Raw genomic sequence first — 17245 nt, 5'->3', positions numbered from 1 at the left:
CGGTGGCCCCTGGCACGCGTCCGGAGCAGGCCCCGCCCGCCGGTGAACGCCCCACCGTGCTGATCCTGCGCGCCCTGGGGCTGGGCGATCTGCTGGCCGGAGTGCCCGCGCTGCGCGGGGTACGGCGCGCGTTCCCCGGCCATGACATCGTGCTGGCGGCGCCCACCGGACTCGGCCCCGCCGTCCGGGCCACCGGCACCGTCGACGAGCACTTCCCGACCGCGGACAACGGCCGCCAGGTGCCCTCGCTGAGCCACTGGCCGGGGGCGCCGCCGGAGCTCGCCATCGACCTCCACGGCAACGGAACCCGGAGCCACGACGCGCTGGCCGCCCTCGCCCCCGGCCGGCTGCTCTCCTACGCCCGCCCCGAACCGGGCCACCCCGCGCCGCCGCGCTGGCGAGCCGGAGAACACGAACGGCAGCGCTGGTGCCGGTTCCTGGAGGCGTACGGGATCCCGGCGGACCCCGCGGACGTACGCATCGCACCCCCGCCGCTCCCGTCCCCGGCGCCCGGGGCCGTCGTCCTCCACCCCGGTGCCGACTCCGTGGCCCGCCGTTGGCCGGCCGCCCGGTACGCCGCCGTCGCGGCGGCCGTCCGGGAGACCGGGCGGCGCGTCGTCGTCACCGGAGGCCCGGGGGAGGAGGACGTGTGCGCGAAGGTCGCCGCGGCCGCCGGCATCTCGCGGCACGACGTCTTCGCCGGGACCCTCGGGTTCGACGAGCTCTCCGCGCTCATCGCCGGCGCCGCGCTCTTCATCAGCGGTGACACGGGCCCCGCCCATCTCGCGTACGCCCACGGCACCGCGTCCGTGACCCTGTTCGGGCCGGTCGCCCCGCAGTTGTGGGGACCTCCGGAGAACCGCAGGCACATCGCGCTCTGGCATCCCGGCCCGCCGGGCGACCCGCACGCCGGCGAGCCGGACGCGCTGCTGCTGCGGCTCGACGCCGGCCAGGTCGCGCACAGCGCCCTCACCGCCCTCGAGCGCTACGGAACCACGGGAGTGACCGCGTATGCCTGAACGCGCACGGGGCGACTCGGGCGAGGACGCCCGGACCACGGTCGCGATCATCACCCGCAACCGGCGCGAGAGTCTGCTCAGGACGCTCGACCACCTCCAGGCCCTCCCCGAGAAGCCGCCGGTCCTCGTGGTGGACAACGGCTCGACCGACGGCACGGCGGAAGCCGTACGCCACCACCCGTCCGGGGCACAGCTGCTCTCCCCGGGACACAACACCGGAGCGGTCGGCCGGAACCTGGCCGCGCGTCACGCCCGCACGCCCTACGTGGCGTTCAGCGACGACGACTCGTGGTGGGAGCCCGGGGCCCTGAAGACCGCAGCGGCCCTGTTCGACACCTACCCCCGCCTCGGCCTCCTGGCCGCTCGCACCCTCGTACAGCCCGGCGGCTCGGAGGACCCCGTCAACGCCCTCCTCGCGGGCTCACGGCTGCCCGGGCGGTGCGACGTCCCCGGCACGCCCGTGCTGGGTTTCCTCGGCTGCGCCGTCGTCGCGCGCCGCTCGGCGTTCCTGTCAGCGGGCGGCTACCACGGGCTGCTCTTCTTCGGCGGTGAGGAGACCCTCCTCGCCTACGACCTGACGGCCGCGGGCTGGGGAGTCGTGTACGAGCCCTCGCTGCTCTCCCATCACGGCCCCGCACCGGGCGAGCGGCCGGGGCGCACCGTCGCCCTGCGCCGCAACGCCCTGCTCACCGCGTGGCTCCGCAGACCACTGCCCGTGGCACTCGGTGCGACGGCCGGCCTGCTGAACGACTGGAGGCGCGGGCGCCCGGGCGCCGGCCAGGCCCTGCGCGAGACCCTCGTCAGACTGCCCGCCGCCCTGCGGCAACGACGCAGGCTGCCCGGGTGGGTCGAGGACCAGATCAGGCTGGTGGAGACCGGCACGCCGCGCGGGAGGCCCGCCCGATGAACACCGCACCGGACCCGCGCGTCACCGTGGTCGTGATCACCCACAACCGCCGCCCCGAACTCCTGCGCACGCTCGGCCTGTTGTCCGGCCTCCCCGAACAGCCGCGCGTCATCGTCACGGACAACGGGTCCGACGACGGCACGGCACAGGCGGTGCGGGAGCTCTTTCCCCAGGTGCTTCTGCTCACGCCGGGGCAAAATCTTGGCGCGGTCGGCCGCAACCTCGCCGTGCGTCACGTACACACCCCCTATGTGGCCTTCTGCGACGACGACACCTGGTGGGAGCCGGGCTCCTTGCGCACAGCGGCGGACAGGCTCGACGCCCACGCACGGCTCGCCGCCGTCACCGCGCGCATCGTCGTCGAACCGGCCGGCGAGGAGGACCCCGTCGTGGCCGAACTCCGCGACTCTCCGCTCACCGGCCCCGACTGGCTCCCCGGCCCCGCCATCGGGTCCTTCCTCGCCGCCGCCACGGTGATGCGGACCTCGGCCTTCCGCGAGGCCGGCGGTTTCCATCCCGGTCTCTGGATCGGCGGCGAGGAGGAACTGCTGGCCACCGACCTCATGGAGTCCGGCTGGTGGATGGCGTACCTCCCCGAGGCGGTCATCCACCATGCGGCCTCCACGGCCCGCGACTCCACGGAGCGCCGTGTCGTCGGTCTGCGCAACACCCTCTGGTTCACCTGGCTGAGGCGCCCGGCCCGGGCGGCCCTGAGGCGCACCGCGTACCTCATCGCCACGGTGCCGAGGGACAGGGCCTCGGTGCGTGCCTTCGCGTACGCCGTCCAGGGCCTTCCCTGGGTGCTGCGGCAGCGCCGGCCCGTCGCCCCGGCCGTCGAGGCCCGGCTTGCCGCGCTGGAGAAGGCCCAGCGGCAGGGCACCGCACGGCGCTACGTGGGCTGAGTGCCGGCCTGGATGTGGGGTGGGACTCGAGGCTCAGTCGCTCAGCAGCCTGCGTACGGCCTCCTCGACGGCCCCCTGCGTGGCCGGCTGCCCGTACACCCGGTGTTCGCCCAGCCGGTCCAGGTCCCTCGCCACCGTGCGTCCGGCGTCGTAGCGCTCGATGACCAACGGGTTGATGTAGGAGGCGCGGGCCACCGCGGGAGTGTTGCCGAGATAGCCGCTCACCTCCCTCACCACCCGGGCCACGGCCCTCTTCCTGGCGGTCGCCGACTCCTCCCGGGCACGGGTCGAAATGGCGAGGCCGACCGCCGCCAGGACGGTGGCGTGCCAGGTGCGGAAGTCCTTGGCCGTGAGATCCAGTCCGGCCAGCAGCCGCAGGGCCTCGTTGAGCTGGCCGCTCGGCAGCGTGTGCCAGGCGCGGCCCTCCCAGCAGGCGAACAGACGCGGATCGTCCTGGCGGCGCCGGAGCAGCGCCCGGACCACCTGGGCGGCCTGCGGATCCACGAGGCTCAGGGTCTGCCGCTTCGCATGCTTGGCCGGGAAGTCGATCCGGATCTCGTCCCCGCGGCAGACGACGTGCTCCCGCAGCAGCGTCGACAGGCCGAAGGTCTCATTGGCCCGGGTGTACCCCTCCGAGCCGATACGGAGAAGGCCGAGGTCGAGGAGGCGTATGGAGCAGGCCAGCACCCGCGCGCGCGTCAGCCCCCGCTCGTCCAGGGACCGGGAGACCCGCTCGCGCAGCAGAGGGAAGGAAGCGGAGACCTCCAGTACGTGCGCGTGCTTCGCCGCCTCCTGCTGCCTGCGGAACTCGTCGTGGTAGAGGTACTGGCGTCGTCCCGCCGCGTCGGTTCCGACAGCCTGGAGGTGGCCGTTGGGCCACGGGCAGATCCACACGTCCTTCCAGGCCGGGGGGATCACCAGCTCCCGGACCCGCCGCAGGTCCTGCGCGTCGAGTGCCCGGCCCGACGCGTCGACGTACCGGAAGCCGCCGCCACACCGGCGGCGGCCGAAGCCCGGCCCGTGAGGGTCCGAAGTTCTCAGTCGCATGCCTCGCCGTCCGTCGGCGTGAAGCCGCTCGTGCCCTGCGCGCGGACGGCCGCCGGGGCCGCCGCGCGGTGAGCCGTCATCTCGGCCACGCGGTCAGGCGCCGGGCCCTCCGCTGCCGAAGGCGCCCGTGTCATTGCCGTCGTTCCGGTCGTCGTTCCCCGGGGGCGCGGGCCGAGTGCCGACGTTCCCGTAACCCTTCAGCTCGTGCGGGGTCAGCCGCTCGCCCTCCGCCCCGAAGTCGTCCGCTTGCCTCGCGCCCGTCTCCTCGGGATGCTCCCAGCGCTCCCCCCGGTGCCCCGGGCCCGTCGACGCGCGGTCCGCGCGGGCGTGGGAGCGGCCGCGTACGACGCCGGCCACGAGCGCGACGGCCGCGGCACACGCCGAGGCCCCGGCCAGCCGGCGGGTGCCGGAGGCGTGGGCCCCCGCCCCGTTGCGACGTCGCCTGTTCGTCTTCATCTGCACATCACACCCTTCGCCTCCACCCGGCGGGCCCAGGGGTCCGGCTGCGGGAAACACCCCTGAATCCCGGTTCCCGCAGCCGGTTCACCCCGGCCCGCTACCGGCCACCTCCTCGGGTCCCCCTGCGCGGCACTTCCAAACCGCGGCCTCCGGCGGGGCACGTACCGGGGCGGCGGCAGCACACGCGGTTGCGCTCACGGGTTCCGCATGACCCCGGCGAGGCGGGGTACCCACCGCGACCACAGCCTATTGGGACGGGAGGACCCATGAAACTCGCACCTCTTGCGGACTTGTACGAACGCGCGGGCCCGTGGGCCACCGCGTACGTGGACACCTCCCTGGCGGACGAGGCCACACTCAGCCGCCGGAAACTCGAAGCGAGGCGCATCAGCGAGGAACTGGCCGGTCAGGGGGGCGACGAAGCCACCTGCCGGGCCATCGGCGAGGCGATCGGCGCCTATCCGCACGGTGAGGGTGCCGCAGGACACGCGGTGTTCGCCAACGGCGGCGAGGTCGTCCTCGACCCGGTGCTGACGGTCCCGCCTCCCGGTGGATCGTTCGCCACCTGGGGGCCGCTGCCGCACGTCGCCCCACTGGTGGAACTCGCCCCGGACCGGCCGGACTGTCTCGTCGTGTACGTCGACCGGACCGGCGCCGACCTGGAACTGCGCACGGCCGCCGCGCACAGCGATCAGGGCGAGGTACGCGGCCGTGACTGGCCGGTGCACCGCGCGGCCTCGACGGACTGGTCCGAGCGCCACTTCCAGCTCTCCGTCGAGAACACCTGGGAGGAGAACGCGCGCACCGTCGCATCGGGCGTCGAGGACGCCGTCGCGCGGACCGGGGCGCGGCTCGTCGTCCTCGCCGGCGACGAGCGGGAACGCCGCACCGTCCACGAACGCCTGCCGGACGCTCTGCAGGCCGAGGTCGTCGAGACCTCGCACGGCGGCCGTGCGGCGGGTACGGACCCCACCGCGCTCGACCGGGACATCGAAGAGTACGTGCGCACCTGGGAACAGCGCCGCGTATCGGATGCGGTCGAACGGTTCACGGCGGCCCGCGCCCGCAGCGACGGCCTGACAGCCGCGGCCGACGGGGTGCCGGCGCTGGTCGAGGCGGCGCGCGAGCACCGCATCGACGTTCTGCTGCTGAAACCCGACGGCCCGGACGCACACCGTGAGGTGTGGGCAGGGCCGGGCGCGGACCAGATCGCGGTGCGCCGGACGGAGGCCAGGGCGCTCGGCGAGCCGGAGCCCTTCTCGGTCCGGGCCGACGACGCGCTGCTGCGGTCGGCGGCCGTGACAGGAGCGGAGGCGATCGTGGTGGGTTCCCGTGCCGGCCGGGTGAGCGACCCGGCCGAGGACCTCGCGGCCGACAACCGGGCAGCGGCGGCGACGGGACCCGCCGAGCCCGAGCCCGAACCCGTCGGTGGCCTGGGCGCCCTGCTGCGGTGGGCCGCGCCGGACGGACCGGATCAAGGGACTGCGTAGGAACAGCCAGAAGTCCGACAGCGAACAGTGGTTCGCAGAGAACACGAAAAGCAGCAACAGACGGGAGGTGGGCCCCATGGCCACCGCGCGAGAGATCATGACCCCTGGCACCGAATGCGTAGGCGTCGACGAGTCCGTCCTGTCCGCCGCCCACAAGATGGCGGACCTGGGAGTCGGCGCTCTGCCGGTCTGCGGCAAGGACGAGCGGCTCAAGGGAGTGGTGACCGACCGGGACATCGTGATCAAGGTGCTGGCCGCCGACAAGGACCCGGCGAAGGCGACGGCCGGCGAGCTGGCGCAGGGCGAGGTCGTGACCATCGGAGCGGACGACGAGGCGCAGGAAATCCTGCGGACGATGAGGAGCCACAAGGTGCGGCGGCTGCCGGTCATCGACGGGCACGTCCTGGTCGGCATGGTCGCCCAGGCCGATGTCGCGCGCGCCCTGCCCTCGCCGCAGGTAGGGGATCTGCTCGAGGCACTGTCCTCGGACTGAACGCGTCGCAGCCCGGGTCCATGGCCCGGCCGATGCAGCCCGGGTCCATGGCCCGGCCGAGTGCAGCCCGGGTCCATGGCCCGGCCGAGTGCGGGAATCAGCGGTCGTCGGCCGCTGATTCCTGCGCCTCGGTGTTCGTCGTCAGCGCGTCGCCCTCACTGGGCTCGCCGTCGTCCCGGTCACTGGGGCGTACCTTGCGTGCCGCGCGTTCGGCCTCCTCGGCCACCTCTTCGGCGGCGGTACGCGGGGGCCGGCTGTCATCGCGCGGATCGCGGCTCTCGTTCGGGGTCATCAGGGTTCCCTTCCTTCGTCCGTCTTGCCGAACTCGTCCATCCGTCTTGCGGAACCGACGGGCTCCTCAGAGACTCGTCAGGATCTGCGGCGCCAGGTTCTTGATCATGGTGTTGGCCCAGCGCATCTGCCGCAGCGTCTGCGGATGGCAGGACGCGGCAAGCTCCTTCAGACGGGTGTCCTTCGCGGCCTGCCCGGCCTGCGCGAGCATTTCCCAGTACAAGGAGTTGCCCACGGCCGCCAGGTGGAGTTCCCGCAGATCCCGCAGGAGGAGCAGGCCCGGCTCCGGCCGGTGCCCGGCCGCTTCGGCGGCCACCTTCCGGAGCGCGGCGACAGGACCCGTCGCCGACACCTGCGACGGGCCGTCCAGATCCAGGTCGTAATGGGCCGCCGTCTCCGCCAGGCGCAGACAGTGCTCGTTCGACCACCCGGCCAGGTCCTTGGCGACGTGGACGATCTCGTGTTCCGTGCTGTGCCGCTCGGAGCTGACCACGAGTTCCTTGGCCAGCTGCCGCTCTCCGTGGTGAAGAGCGCGCAGCGTGAGAGTGATTCCGTTCACCGGGCACCTCCTGCGGCGCTGTTCCCGTTCTCGTCGGGGGCGGTCGTCTCCCGTACCTGGGCCGCGGCGCCGCCGACGGTCGGCGGCACACCGCCCGGCCGGGACGGTGCCGACGCGGTCGTCGTGGGGGCCGGGGCCGGCTGTCCCGTCCTCTTCTCGACCAGGGTGACCGCGGCCGCAGCGGTCTTGAACAGCGGCTGCTTCGACACAGGGTCCCAGTCCGTCACCGTCGTCTCGTTCGCCGCGCGGGGCGCGGTCGACTCGTCCGGCCCCGACCCGGACGGCGTGTCCCAGTAGCCGTAGTGGAACGGCACGAACAGCAGCCCCCTGCGGATGTCGGTGATACGCAGCCGTGCCCTCAGCGAGCCCCGGGGGGTGGCGATCTCCACGAGATCACCCTCGTCGAACGCGTGCGCCGCCGCGTCGGAGGAGGAGATCTCCGCCCAGACGTCGGGTGCCGCTGCGTTCAGCTGGGGGACACGGCCCGTCTTGGTGCGGGTGTGGAAGTGGTACAGGGTGCGCCCGGTCGTCAGCTGGAACGGAAAGTCGCTGCTCGGTTCCTCGTGCGGCGGAAGGTATTCGGCCCCCTTGAGCATGGCCTTGCCGTCGGGGTTCTGGGAGCGGTACTCCTCGGGCGGGACGGACGCGCCCGTGATGAGGTCCTTGCCGTACGTCTCGCACGCGCCCGGTGCCGCCCACGTGATGCCGGCGCCGTACAGCCGCGCCGTCCCCTCCGGTGCCTGCGCGTTGCACGGCCATTGGATGCCGCTGTCGCCGCGAAGTCTGGCGTAGGTGAGACCGGTGTAATCACAGGGCCGTCCGGCGCTGCAGTGCTTCCAGGCCTCGAACGCGGATTCCGGATCGTGCCAGGGGATCAGCGGCCCGCCGTCCTTGTCCCGGAAGTCCATGCGCCGGGCGTAGTCGAGGAAGATGTCGAGGTCGGGCCTGGCCCGCCCCGGCGGCTCGACGGCCTTCTCGGACAGGTGAACGGTCCGGTCCGCGTTCGTGAAGGTGCCGGTCTTCTCCCCCCAGGTGGCTGCCGGCAGGACCACGTCCGCGAACTGCGCGGTCTCGGTGAGGAACAGGTCCTGCACCACCACGAACAGCCGCTCCTGGGACAGGATGGAGCGGATGCGCGACAGTTCGGGCAGGGAGACCGCGGGGTTGGTGCCGCTGATCCACAGCATGCGGATCGAGCCCTGCTCCGCGTACCGGAAGATCTGCATCGCGTGGGTGGGCGGAGCGAAGTGCGGGATCGTGGCGGGCTCCACGTTCCAGACCTTCGCGAGGTCCGCCACGTGCGCGTCGTTCTGCCAGTTGCGGAACCCGGGCAGGTCGCCGTCGGCGCCGCACTCGCGGGTGTTCTGCGCGGTGGGCTGGCCGTTCATCTGCAGGACTCCGGCACCGGGCCGCCCCAGCATGCCGCGGATCAGATGGAGATTGTTGATCTGTACGGCCGCGGCCGTGGCCTGGTGGGACTGGTAGACGCCTTGCAGCGCCGTGGACAGGAGCCTGTCCGCCGTGCCGAGCAGTTCGGCGGCCTCCACGATGCGGGCGGCGGGCACGTCACAGATGCGCTCCGCCCACTCCGGGGTGCAGTCCGCGACGGTCTTCGCCAGCTCCTCGAAGCCGACGGTGTGGGCCTCGATGTAGTCGTGATCGACACGGCCGGCCCGGATGATCTCGTGGAGAAGCGCGTTGAGCAGAGCGACGTTGGTGCCGATCCGGGGCGCGAGGTGAACGGTGGCCGCACGGGCCACCAGCGTCGGCCGCGGATCGACGCAGATCAGTCGCGGCGGATCGCCTCCCGCGAGCCTGTCGAGAATCCGCATCCACTGCACGGGCTGTGTCTCGGCGAGATTGTGACCGAACAGCGCGATCACGTCCGCGTGGTCGATGTCGTCGTACGTGCCGGGCTGGCCGTCGCAGCCGAAGGACTCCTTCAGCGCCTCGGCCGCCGTCGACGTGCACAGGCGCGTGTTGCCGTCGAGATGGTTCGTGCCGATGCCGCCCCGCGCCAGAACCGCCAGCGTGTAGTACTCCTCCAGGAACAGCTGGCCCGAGGTGTAGAAGCCCATGGCTCCCGGCCCGCGCTCTTCCAGCAGGTCGCGCGACCGTTCCACCACCGCACGCATCGCCGTGTCCCAGTCCGTTTCGACCAGATGCCCGTCGCGCCGGATCAGCGGAGCGGTCAACCGGTCCGGTGCCGCGTTGGCCCTCCAGCCGAACGCGTCCTTCGGCCCCAGCCGTCCGCGGTTGACGCGGTCCGTCACCCGGCCGCGTACCCCGACCATGCGGCCGTCCCTGACCGCGATATCCATGGCATCGCCGTCGGAGTGCAGGATCGAGGCGGTCCTCACCCACCGCTCGACCGTCCCGGGCGCCACTCCCTCGGCCAGGTGGGTGTCCATGCGTGCGGGCCACGACTCGCCTCGGGCATAGGGAGTACGGCTGCCCCACGGTTCCGCGATGCGGTCGACCGACGTTTCCATACCTGCCTCCCGGGCCGGCACCTGCGGCGCCCGGCGCGCCGACTGCTCATCGGTACCCGTAGTCCACGACTCCTAACGCGGCGCCACGATCGTGGCCGTGAAGGGCGTGCGGCACTCGCCCCTTGCACGCGGGAACCCGCCGGGCCCGCACGGGTGAGTTCCACGCCGGTGACAGCGGGTCACTCCCGGCCGGGCGCGGACCGCCACCACAATGGCCGTCCGGCCCATGCGCCCCGGCTGCGCTGTTCGCCCCGCGTCCGTGCCCGCCCGATGGGAAACGCTCTCCCGGCCCGGGGCGCCGGCGTTACCGGCGCCCGCAACCGAAGGAGTTCCTCGTCATGGCACGCGCACTCGCTCTCGTCTGCACCTTGTCGCCGTCCCCCGAACGCTCGAGCAGCCAGTTGCTGGCGGACCAGATCATGGCCGAGCTCGCCGGCCTGGGCGTGCCGGGAGAGACCGTACGGGTCGTCGACCACGATGTGCGCCCGGGAATCGCCCGGGACATGGGTGACGGGGACGCGTGGCCCGCACTGCGCGAGAAGGTCATGGCCTCGGACATCGTGCTCGTCTCGACGCCGATCTGGCTGGGGCACCCTTCGAGCCTGTGCCAGCGCGTACTGGAACGTCTGAACGCCGACATCTCCGAAACCGACGACGGTGGCCGCCAGCTCACCTACGGCAAGGTCGGACTCGCGGCCGTGGTCGGCAACGAGGATGGTGCGCACAAGGTCAGCGCCGATCTCTTCCAGGGCCTCAACGATCTGGGATTCACCCTGGCCCCCGGTGCCGTGAGCTACTGGGTGGGCGAGGCGCAGCACGGTACCGACTACCAGGACCTGGAGCAGACCCCCGACGCGGTCGCCGCCACGACCCACACCCTCGCCGTCAACGCAGCCCACCTCGCGAGGATGCTCGCGGAGGCCCCGTACCCGCCCAACTCATAGCGGGGCGCCCGAGTGTGCCCCGGGTCCTACAGCATTCAACCGGTGGGGCACTATCGTGCGCGGTGATTCGCGCACGATTGGACGCCCGTGATGCCCGTAGACCTTTCGCCCCTGATCGCCGCCACGACGTGGTGGCTGACGCGCGCCTTCCCGGCGGGAGGGGGCGCGCTCACCGCCGCGGTGGCCGAGGCACAGGCGAGGCAGGCCGTCACCGTCGCCGCATGGCTGCGCTATCCGACCGCCATGGACGCCGCCCTGGTGATCATGGCCGGGCCCGGCGGTTCGGCGCGACTGGACCGGATCACCGGGGTGCACGGTGACGGCGTCGCCGGCATCGAGGACGGAGCCTGGCGGAGCTGGGTGGACGAGGTCGTCGCCAGCTGGGCCGTCCATCTGCTCGCCAGTCCCCAAGGGGCCAGGGACGCCGTCGACGCCGTCGGCAACTGCGAGCACGCCTCGGCCGGGACGGCCGAGTTCCGGCGGCTGACGGCACCGAGTGCCCACGACTTCGCGGCCTCGGCGCTGCTGCGCCACCCGGATCTCGTACAGCCGATAGCCTGCCTGCACCGCGCCGAGCTGCTCGACCGGCTCCGCCTGCCCGACCCGCGGTGAGCCCCGGCCGCGGTGGGCCTCAGCTCTTGCCGCGGCCGGACAGCAGATCGCGGGCACGGTCGACCAGGCCGGCTCCCGGGCCGAGAATCTTGTTGCCGGGCGGAGTGTCCGGTGCCGAGGGGTGCGGACGGGTGGGGGCCGTCTTCTTCGCGCTGCGGATCTTGTCGCCGAGCTCGTCCAGGACCTCCGGGGGACAGGCCGCGGCGAGCAGCGGGAACAGCCGGCCCTCCTCGTCGCGTACGTGTTCGCTCACCTCGAGCTTCAGCACCGCCACGAGATGGTTGAACTGCGGGTCGTCCGCCGGCAGCCCCTCCAGATCCTTGAGGTGCCGCTCCACCGCCGCGTGGTCCGAGAGCTCCTTGTCCGCGAGGCCGTCGCCGCCCTCGACATGCCGGCGCACGGCCGGATACAGGTGCATCTCCTCGGCCACGGAGTGACGTACCAGCTCGACGGTCAGCTCGTCGGCCAGCTTCCGGCGCTGCTTGTCACCGACCGGCTGAGCCTCGATCCTCGCGAACAGCTCGTCGACCTCGCGGTGGTCGGTGGTGAGTTCCGCGATGATGTTTCCGCCGTGACCCATCAGACAGATCCCTTCTCCTCCGTGGTGCGGGCCGGGTGCGGCTCGCGCCCCCCAGGGGTACCCCCGAAGCTCTCCGGCACACGCAGCCTCGCCGCCTGCTGGGCCGGTCCGCCTAACCGAATGACCCCCAACAGAGGACACGGGAGCAGGTGCGCCGCGTCCTTCACGTGGGGCTGACGAGGAGAAGAGCGATGTCGTCGCCCGGGGTGGGCGCGTGCCGGACGAGCATGTCGGCCATGGCATCGAGGTCGTTCGGGTCCCCGTGCTCGATGAGACCGGCGAGGGCCGCGGTGGCATCCTCGATGTCGACCCCCGGGGCCTCGACGAGCCCGTCGGTGTAGAGAGCCAGTACGCAGCCGGGGGGCAGGGGGAACTCCTGCGCCGCATACCTCTCGTCCGGTTCGATGCCGAGCAGGAGACCGGGCGGGACACTCAGAAGTTCCGTGCGGCCGTCGGCATGGCGCAGCAGGGGCGGCGGGTGGCCCGCCGTCGCCAGGCAGCCCCGGTGGAGGGCGAGGTCGAGGTGGACGTAGACGCAGCTGGTGAACAGGTCGGGGTCGAGGTCGGTGAGCAGGCGATTGGTGCCGGCCAGGACGTCGTCGGGGGAGGCGCCGACGGTGGCGTGGGCGTGGACCGCGGTGCGTACCTGGCCCATGAGCGCGGCGGCGTCCACATTGTGTCCCTGCACGTCGCCGATGGTGGCGCCGGCCGTGCGCTCGTCGAGACGGATCAGGTCGTAGAAGTCCCCGCCGACGCCCAGACCCTGCGCAGCCGGCAGATAGCGGGCCGCGACCCTCAGGCCCGGGATGCGGGGGAGCGTGTGCGGCAGCAGCGCGGACTGCAGGCGGTGGGCGAGGTGGTGTTTGGAGTCGTACAGGCGGGCCCGGTCCAGGGCCTGCCCCACCAGGCCGGCCAGGGACGTGAGGACCGCGCGTTCACCGGGCGGGAAGGCCCGGGTCCGCTTGTAGGACAGAAGAAGGGAGCCGATGGGGCGGCCCGAGGCGATCAGCGGAAGAAAGGCCCATGAGGCCATCCCGTCCTCGTGCTGGGTCGACGGGTACGCACGCTTCAGATCCGCGAAGCTCGTGAAGAATCCCGGGACTCCTGTGGTCAGCACCGTGCTGCCGGGGATGTGCGAGCTCAGCGGAATGGCGTCGAACCGGTCCATGATCTCGTCGCTGTAGCCCCGCTGCCCGACGATCTTCAAACGGCCGTTCTCGGCCGTCATGAGCACCATGGCCTGGGCGTCGAGAGCGGGAAGCAGCTGGTCGGCGGTCTGCTCGACCACGTCCTGCACACCCACGGCCTCGGTCAGGGTGCCCGCCAGGTGCATCAGGTGATAGAGCACGGTGGCCCGGCTGGGGCCCGAGGCCGGCGCCTGCGGCGAGGGGCGCGTTCCTTCGGACGGGTCGACGTGCCTGATGCGGACGCTGATCCCGGAGGGGTCCGGGTACAGCTCGAAGGCCAGCCACACGTCCGGCGGGCGCAGGGTCGTGAACGACTGGGGCCGGCGGCTGACCAGAGCAGCCCGGTAGCGGTCCTCGACCTGGGGGACGTCCATCCACGGCAGCGCCTCCCAGGGCAGGGTGCCCCGGAGGGTGGCCGCGTCGGAACCGAGAAGTGCGGCGGCGGCCGGGGTGATGAACGTGATGCGCCCGTGCATGTCCAGGGCGCAGGACCCGCCCGGCAGCCGGTCGACGAACGCGGACAGCTCCGTCGCCTCACCGGGGGAGGGAGTACGCCCGGCGGGTGGCCGCAGCGTCACAGGCCGGTCGGCGGGGCGCAGCGGCTCCCCGCGGTCCGCCGTCTCGCGCAGGAAGTCCCCCAGGCGTCGGCATCCCGTCTCGATGGCGTCGCGCTCCGCACGGCTCAGATCCGGGGGATGCGCTCCCGGCCACAGCAGGACCAGTCCGCCCCGGACCTCCGTACCGGTGGCGACCGGCGCGGCGCCCAGGGAGAAGTCGTACGGGAGCACCAGCGCGAGCCGGGGGTAGCGGCGTGCCATCTCCTCCTGACCGGCGACCCAGATCAGCTGCCTCTCGCGCACCGCATCGGCCACCGGCACCGCATCGCCCGTCGCCACCCGTCTCCATGGAGAGGCGATCGTCAGCGGCACGCCGGCCGCCATGGAGAGCCACAGCGCGTTGTCGTCGTCGGGGGCCCTTACGTACAGCAGCCCGCCGAACGCACCTGATTCGCGGACCACGGCCGCCATCGCGGTTTCCATCAACTGTCCACCCGCGCCCACCGGCCGTGTTCCGGGAACCAGAAGAGGGCGCCGCGCCCCAGGAGCTCGGGCAGGGCTGCCGGAAACCGGGCACGCCAACAATCGCCCATAAGCGGACCATACGCCCCATTGGCCGTGCAGGCATCCGGCGCCGGAGCGGGCCTGCGCCGTACCGGCGAGCCATGCGGCACGCCCGGCACGCCGCCCGGCGACGGTCGGCCCGGGCACCGGAACCGCGGCGTCACCGGGACCCGGGAGCGCCGGCGTCCTGTGTCTGGGAGAGCGGCCTCGCGATGTCCTCCAGGGAGCGCTGCTCGGCGTCGACCGCGAGGAAGGCCGCCACGATGCCCGCCGCGCACATCAGCCCCGCGCCGATGCAGAAGGCGAGGGCCGTGTCGCCCGGAACGCCCGACTCCGTGAGGTCGGCGAAGATGAGGGGGCCGCTGATGCCGCCGACCGCCGTACCGACCGCGTAGAAGAACGCGATGGCCATGGCCCTGGTCTCCATCGGGAACACCTCGGAGACGGTCAGATACGCGCTGCTCGCCCCGGCGGAGGCGAAGAACAGCACGACGCACCAACAGGCGGTGAGGGTGTTGGCGGTGAGCGAGCCCCTGTCGAAGAGCCAGGCGGTGATGAAGAGCAGGATGCCCGGCACGATGTACGTGGCGGCGATCATGACGCGCCGCCCGATGGTGTCGAACAGCTTGCCCAGCACCAGCGGGCCGACGAAGTTGCCGGCCGCGATCACCGCGAAGTAGTAGCCGGTGTGGCCGCTCCCGACATCGAAGAACGTGGTGAGGATCGATCCGAAACCGAAGGTGATCGCGTTGTAGAGGAAAGCCTGCCCGATGAAGAGGGACAGCCCGAGCACCGCGCGTTTGGGATAGCTGCGGAAGACCGTCTTCGCGATGAGACCGAAACCGATGCCCTTGCGTTCGTGGATGGTGATGTCACCGGCCGGAGGCGGCAGCTTCTCGTGCTTCTCCTCCTCGATCTCCCGCTCGACCGAGCCGACGAGCTGGTCGGCCTCCTCACCGCGCCCATGGATGAACTGCCACCGCGGGCTCTCCGGCACATGCCGCCGTACGAGCAGGATCACGAGGCCCAGGACGACACCGAGGGCGAACGTGAGCCGCCAGCCCAGGTCCTTCGGGAAGTAGTCCGTGTTCAGCATGACGATCGACAGCAGCGCCCCGCCGACCGCGCCCAGCCAGTAGCTGCCGTTGATGATGAGATCGACCCGGCCCCGGTACTTCGAGGGGATCAGCTCGTCGATCGCCGAGTTGATGGCCGCGTACTCCCCGCCGATGCCGACACCGGTGAGGAAGCGGAAGAGGAAGAACCACCAGGCGCTGAACGACAGGGCGGTCATCGCGGTCGCGGCCAGGTACACGGCGAGCGTGACCATGAACAGCTTCTTGCGGCCGTACCGGTCGGTCAGCCAGCCGAAGAACAGCGCCCCCGAGCAGGCCCCGGCCACATAGAGGGCGGCGGCCAGGCCGGTGACCTGGGCGGACGTGATGGCCAGCCCGGAACCCTCCTCCGACAGCCGGCTCGCGATGTTGCCGACCGTCGTCACCTCCAGGCCGTCGAGGATCCATACGGTGCCGAGGCCGATGACGATCATCCAGTGCCAGCGCGACCAGGGCAGCCGGTCCAGCCGGGCCGGTACGGCCGTCGTCACGACACCGAGCCCGGAATCGCCCGGCGCCGCCGCCTCGTCCTGCGGACCGCGGCGCCGGCCTCTGCTGCCGCCCCCGCCACCGGGGCCGACCGTCCTGTCTCCGGGCTCCTCCGATGCGGTGGGAGGTGTCACAGCAGCGCCTCTCTCCTCGTCCGGGCGGCGGGTACGCACTGCGCGACCGCGCCGCATCCAGCGGTGCACTCAATATCGGTCAGGTGCCCGGGCGACGCCGCCGCACACGCGGTGGCGCTCGCCCACACGGGGTGCGGGCGAGCGCCGGCCCGGTCTCGCGTCAAAGGACGGCTTGTTCCGAGAGGGCCGCGGGCGCGCCTGCCTGCTTACCCCGCCTGCGGTCGCACGAAGGGGAGTCCGGCCGTGTGCGCGGCCTCGGCGAGCACCTCGCGCAGCATGCCCGGGGTGAGGCGGCCGGTCTGCACGTTGCGCCGGCTCACGTGGTAGCAGCCGAAGAGCGTCAGCGGGGCGGTGGCGCCGTCGGTGTGCGTCAGGGCCGTCCGTACGCCGTGGCCGAACGGCGGACGCGGACGAGGCAGGTCCCACCCGGCCTGTCGTAGTGCCGCCAGGGCGGCCTGCCAGCCGAAGCCGCCCAGCACGACGACGGCGCGTGCCGTGGGACGCAGCAGTTGCAGCTCCCGGGCCAGCCAGGGGCGACAGGTGTCGCGCTCACCGGTGGTGGGGAGATTGGCGGGCGGTGCGCAGTGCACCGGCGAGGTGACCCTGACCCCGTGCAGCTCCAGTCCGTCGGTCCGGTGCGTCGCCGTGGCCCGGGAGGCCAGGCCGAGCTCGTGGAGCGTCGCGAAGAGCAGGTCGCCGGCCTGGTCCCCGGTGAACATCCGGCCCGTCCGGTTCGCGCCGTGCGCGGCGGGCGCCAGCCCCGAGATCACCAGCGGAGCGTTCGCCGGCCCGAACCCGGGCACGGGCCGTCCCCAGTACTCCCAGTCACGGAAGGCGGCGCGTTTGGCACGGGCGGTCTCCTCGCGCCAGGCGACCAGACGCGGGCAGGCACGGCACGACACCAGTTGGGCGTCGAGATCGGCCAGCGTGCCGGCTCGGGCGGCGGCCGACACCGGATAGTCCTGGGTTCCGGACATGATCAACCCCGATTCGGAGCAGCAGGCGGCGATCGCGTCCGTAGCCGCTCGGGAGCGATGACGAGGCGACAGCCATGCTGGAGCTGTTGTGGAACAACGAGACTCTCCCCGCCGGACCCCTGAGATCAAGCACGGGGAGGGAGCACCACGCACACCCGAACGGGTAGAGTTGTGGGCGGCGAGGGCGGCTGGGCTGCCCCGCTCCCACCAGTTCCGGGACCGAAGACGCCCCCGGCGAAGATCCGATTCTCGCAGGAGTGAGCGTGCGCGAGCCCAGGGTGCGGCGCGCCGCCTGCCCGCCGTGACCCTTCGCCCCCGGGTGTGAAGCGCGCGGAGTCCGCCTGCGCACGGCCCGGGATTCGTCCTTCCCCTCGACATCCGGCCCGTCCAAGGGCCGCCCGCGAGGTGCCGAACCGGCCCCTTCGCG

At 72.4% G+C, this 17245-nt stretch carries 16 protein-coding genes; 7 read left to right on the top strand and 9 right to left on the bottom strand.

The window, feature by feature from the left end; translation table 11 throughout:
* Positions 1 to 2: 2 nt before the first annotated feature.
* From ABTX18_RS23505 to ABTX18_RS23495, 3 genes are read left to right on the top strand one after another with little or no spacing between them, the layout of a single operon-like run.
* Positions 3 to 1019, top strand: coding sequence for a glycosyltransferase family 9 protein (locus tag ABTX18_RS23505; RefSeq protein WP_352124699.1), 1017 nt, complete (start codon positions 3 to 5; stop codon positions 1017 to 1019).
* A complete protein-coding gene (locus ABTX18_RS23500) occupies positions 1012 to 1926 on the top strand; it encodes a glycosyltransferase family 2 protein (protein ID WP_352124698.1) in 915 nt (304 codons plus the stop codon). The genes ABTX18_RS23505 and ABTX18_RS23500 overlap by 8 nt, the downstream gene beginning before the upstream one ends.
* Positions 1923 to 2828 carry a glycosyltransferase family 2 protein gene (locus ABTX18_RS23495; protein WP_352124697.1) on the top strand — a complete coding sequence of 302 codons (906 nt, stop codon included), beginning with the start codon at positions 1923 to 1925 and terminating at the stop codon, positions 2826 to 2828. The genes ABTX18_RS23500 and ABTX18_RS23495 overlap by 4 nt, the downstream gene beginning before the upstream one ends.
* A 33-nt stretch (positions 2829 to 2861) precedes the next feature.
* Here the strand turns inward: ABTX18_RS23495 and ABTX18_RS23490 are convergent, their stop codons facing one another.
* On the bottom strand, positions 2862 to 3875 hold the full coding sequence (locus tag ABTX18_RS23490) for a DNA topoisomerase IB (RefSeq protein ID WP_352124696.1): 1014 nt from the start codon (positions 3873 to 3875) through the stop codon (positions 2862 to 2864).
* 93 nt (positions 3876 to 3968) lie between these two features.
* Positions 3969 to 4331, bottom strand: a complete 363-nt coding sequence (locus ABTX18_RS23485) for a DUF6479 family protein (protein ID WP_352124695.1) — start codon at positions 4329 to 4331, stop codon at positions 3969 to 3971.
* Positions 4332 to 4600: 269 nt separating this feature from the next.
* Between ABTX18_RS23485 and ABTX18_RS23480 the strand changes: the two genes are divergently transcribed.
* Both ABTX18_RS23480 and ABTX18_RS23475 read left to right on the top strand, forming a co-directional pair.
* Entirely contained in the window at positions 4601 to 5824 is a 1224-nt protein-coding gene (locus tag ABTX18_RS23480) for a baeRF2 domain-containing protein (protein ID WP_352124694.1), read from the top strand.
* A 76-nt stretch (positions 5825 to 5900) separates the two neighbouring features.
* Positions 5901 to 6317 carry a CBS domain-containing protein gene (locus ABTX18_RS23475; protein WP_352124693.1) on the top strand — a complete coding sequence of 139 codons (417 nt, stop codon included), beginning with the start codon at positions 5901 to 5903 and terminating at the stop codon, positions 6315 to 6317.
* 97 nt (positions 6318 to 6414) lie between these two features.
* Here ABTX18_RS23475 and ABTX18_RS23470 read toward each other — a convergent pair whose 3' ends face one another.
* The 3 genes from ABTX18_RS23470 to ABTX18_RS23460 all read right to left on the bottom strand — a co-directional run bounded on the left by ABTX18_RS23470 (position 6415) and on the right by ABTX18_RS23460 (position 9659).
* The gene (locus ABTX18_RS23470) at positions 6415 to 6609 is read right to left on the bottom strand and encodes a hypothetical protein (RefSeq protein WP_352124692.1); all 195 of its coding nucleotides are present in this window, start codon (positions 6607 to 6609) and stop codon (positions 6415 to 6417) included.
* Positions 6610 to 6675: 66 nt separating this feature from the next.
* Positions 6676 to 7167 (bottom strand): hypothetical protein, encoded by a 492-nt coding sequence (locus ABTX18_RS23465; RefSeq protein WP_352124691.1) that lies wholly within the window; start codon positions 7165 to 7167, stop codon positions 6676 to 6678.
* Positions 7164 to 9659: a molybdopterin oxidoreductase family protein gene (locus ABTX18_RS23460; RefSeq protein ID WP_352124690.1), complete on the bottom strand. Its 2496-nt coding sequence runs from the start codon at positions 9657 to 9659 to the stop codon at positions 7164 to 7166. Before ABTX18_RS23460 ends, ABTX18_RS23465 begins: the two co-directional genes overlap by 4 nt.
* Before the next feature lie 338 nt (positions 9660 to 9997).
* On the opposite strand from ABTX18_RS23460, the gene ABTX18_RS23455 reads away from it, so the two are divergent.
* Positions 9998 to 10603: a flavodoxin family protein gene (locus ABTX18_RS23455; protein ID WP_352124689.1), complete on the top strand. Its 606-nt coding sequence runs from the start codon at positions 9998 to 10000 to the stop codon at positions 10601 to 10603.
* 90 nt (positions 10604 to 10693) lie between these two features.
* The gene (locus ABTX18_RS23450) at positions 10694 to 11215 is read left to right on the top strand and encodes a hypothetical protein (RefSeq protein WP_352124688.1); all 522 of its coding nucleotides are present in this window, start codon (positions 10694 to 10696) and stop codon (positions 11213 to 11215) included.
* Positions 11216 to 11234: 19 nt separating this feature from the next.
* Here ABTX18_RS23450 and ABTX18_RS23445 read toward each other — a convergent pair whose 3' ends face one another.
* The 4 genes from ABTX18_RS23445 to ABTX18_RS23430 form a co-directional block, all read right to left on the bottom strand.
* Entirely contained in the window at positions 11235 to 11795 is a 561-nt protein-coding gene (locus ABTX18_RS23445; RefSeq protein WP_352124687.1) for a hemerythrin domain-containing protein, read from the bottom strand.
* A 163-nt stretch (positions 11796 to 11958) separates the two neighbouring features.
* Positions 11959 to 14022, bottom strand: coding sequence for a SpoIIE family protein phosphatase (locus ABTX18_RS23440; RefSeq protein WP_352124686.1), 2064 nt, complete (start codon positions 14020 to 14022; stop codon positions 11959 to 11961).
* 241 nt (positions 14023 to 14263) lie between these two features.
* Entirely contained in the window at positions 14264 to 15841 is a 1578-nt protein-coding gene (locus ABTX18_RS23435; protein WP_503061191.1) for an MFS transporter, read from the bottom strand.
* 206 nt (positions 15842 to 16047) lie between these two features.
* Positions 16048 to 16818: a uracil-DNA glycosylase gene (locus tag ABTX18_RS23430; protein WP_352124685.1), complete on the bottom strand. Its 771-nt coding sequence runs from the start codon at positions 16816 to 16818 to the stop codon at positions 16048 to 16050.
* Between the last annotated feature and the right edge of the window lie 427 nt (positions 16819 to 17245).

Origin of the sequence: Streptomyces sp. NPDC096323 (assembly GCF_040302845.1) — a bacterium.
In the GTDB taxonomy this organism is placed as follows: Bacteria; Actinomycetota; Actinomycetes; order Streptomycetales; family Streptomycetaceae; genus Streptomyces.
This window is presented reverse-complemented; position numbering and strand designations above follow the sequence as displayed.

What these genes read in the sequence shown, in the direction of transcription:
- ABTX18_RS23500 (WP_352124698.1), top strand. Translation starts at nt 1,012, where the DNA reads ATGCCTGAACGCGCACGGGGCGACTCGGGCGAGGACGCCCGGACCACG.
- ABTX18_RS23495 (WP_352124697.1), top strand. Translation starts at nt 1,923, where the DNA reads ATGAACACCGCACCGGACCCGCGCGTCACCGTGGTCGTGATCACCCAC.
- ABTX18_RS23490 (WP_352124696.1), bottom strand. Translation starts at nt 3,875, where the DNA reads ATGCGACTGAGAACTTCGGACCCTCACGGGCCGGGCTTCGGCCGCCGC.
- ABTX18_RS23485 (WP_352124695.1), bottom strand. Translation starts at nt 4,331, where the DNA reads ATGAAGACGAACAGGCGACGTCGCAACGGGGCGGGGGCCCACGCCTCC.
- ABTX18_RS23480 (WP_352124694.1), top strand. Translation starts at nt 4,601, where the DNA reads ATGAAACTCGCACCTCTTGCGGACTTGTACGAACGCGCGGGCCCGTGG.
- ABTX18_RS23475 (WP_352124693.1), top strand. Translation starts at nt 5,901, where the DNA reads ATGGCCACCGCGCGAGAGATCATGACCCCTGGCACCGAATGCGTAGGC.
- ABTX18_RS23470 (WP_352124692.1), bottom strand. Translation starts at nt 6,609, where the DNA reads ATGACCCCGAACGAGAGCCGCGATCCGCGCGATGACAGCCGGCCCCCG.
- ABTX18_RS23460 (WP_352124690.1), bottom strand. Translation starts at nt 9,659, where the DNA reads ATGGAAACGTCGGTCGACCGCATCGCGGAACCGTGGGGCAGCCGTACT.
- ABTX18_RS23455 (WP_352124689.1), top strand. Translation starts at nt 9,998, where the DNA reads ATGGCACGCGCACTCGCTCTCGTCTGCACCTTGTCGCCGTCCCCCGAA.
- ABTX18_RS23450 (WP_352124688.1), top strand. Translation starts at nt 10,694, where the DNA reads ATGCCCGTAGACCTTTCGCCCCTGATCGCCGCCACGACGTGGTGGCTG.
- ABTX18_RS23445 (WP_352124687.1), bottom strand. Translation starts at nt 11,795, where the DNA reads ATGGGTCACGGCGGAAACATCATCGCGGAACTCACCACCGACCACCGC.
- ABTX18_RS23440 (WP_352124686.1), bottom strand. Translation starts at nt 14,022, where the DNA reads ATGGAAACCGCGATGGCGGCCGTGGTCCGCGAATCAGGTGCGTTCGGC.
- ABTX18_RS23430 (WP_352124685.1), bottom strand. Translation starts at nt 16,818, where the DNA reads ATGTCCGGAACCCAGGACTATCCGGTGTCGGCCGCCGCCCGAGCCGGC.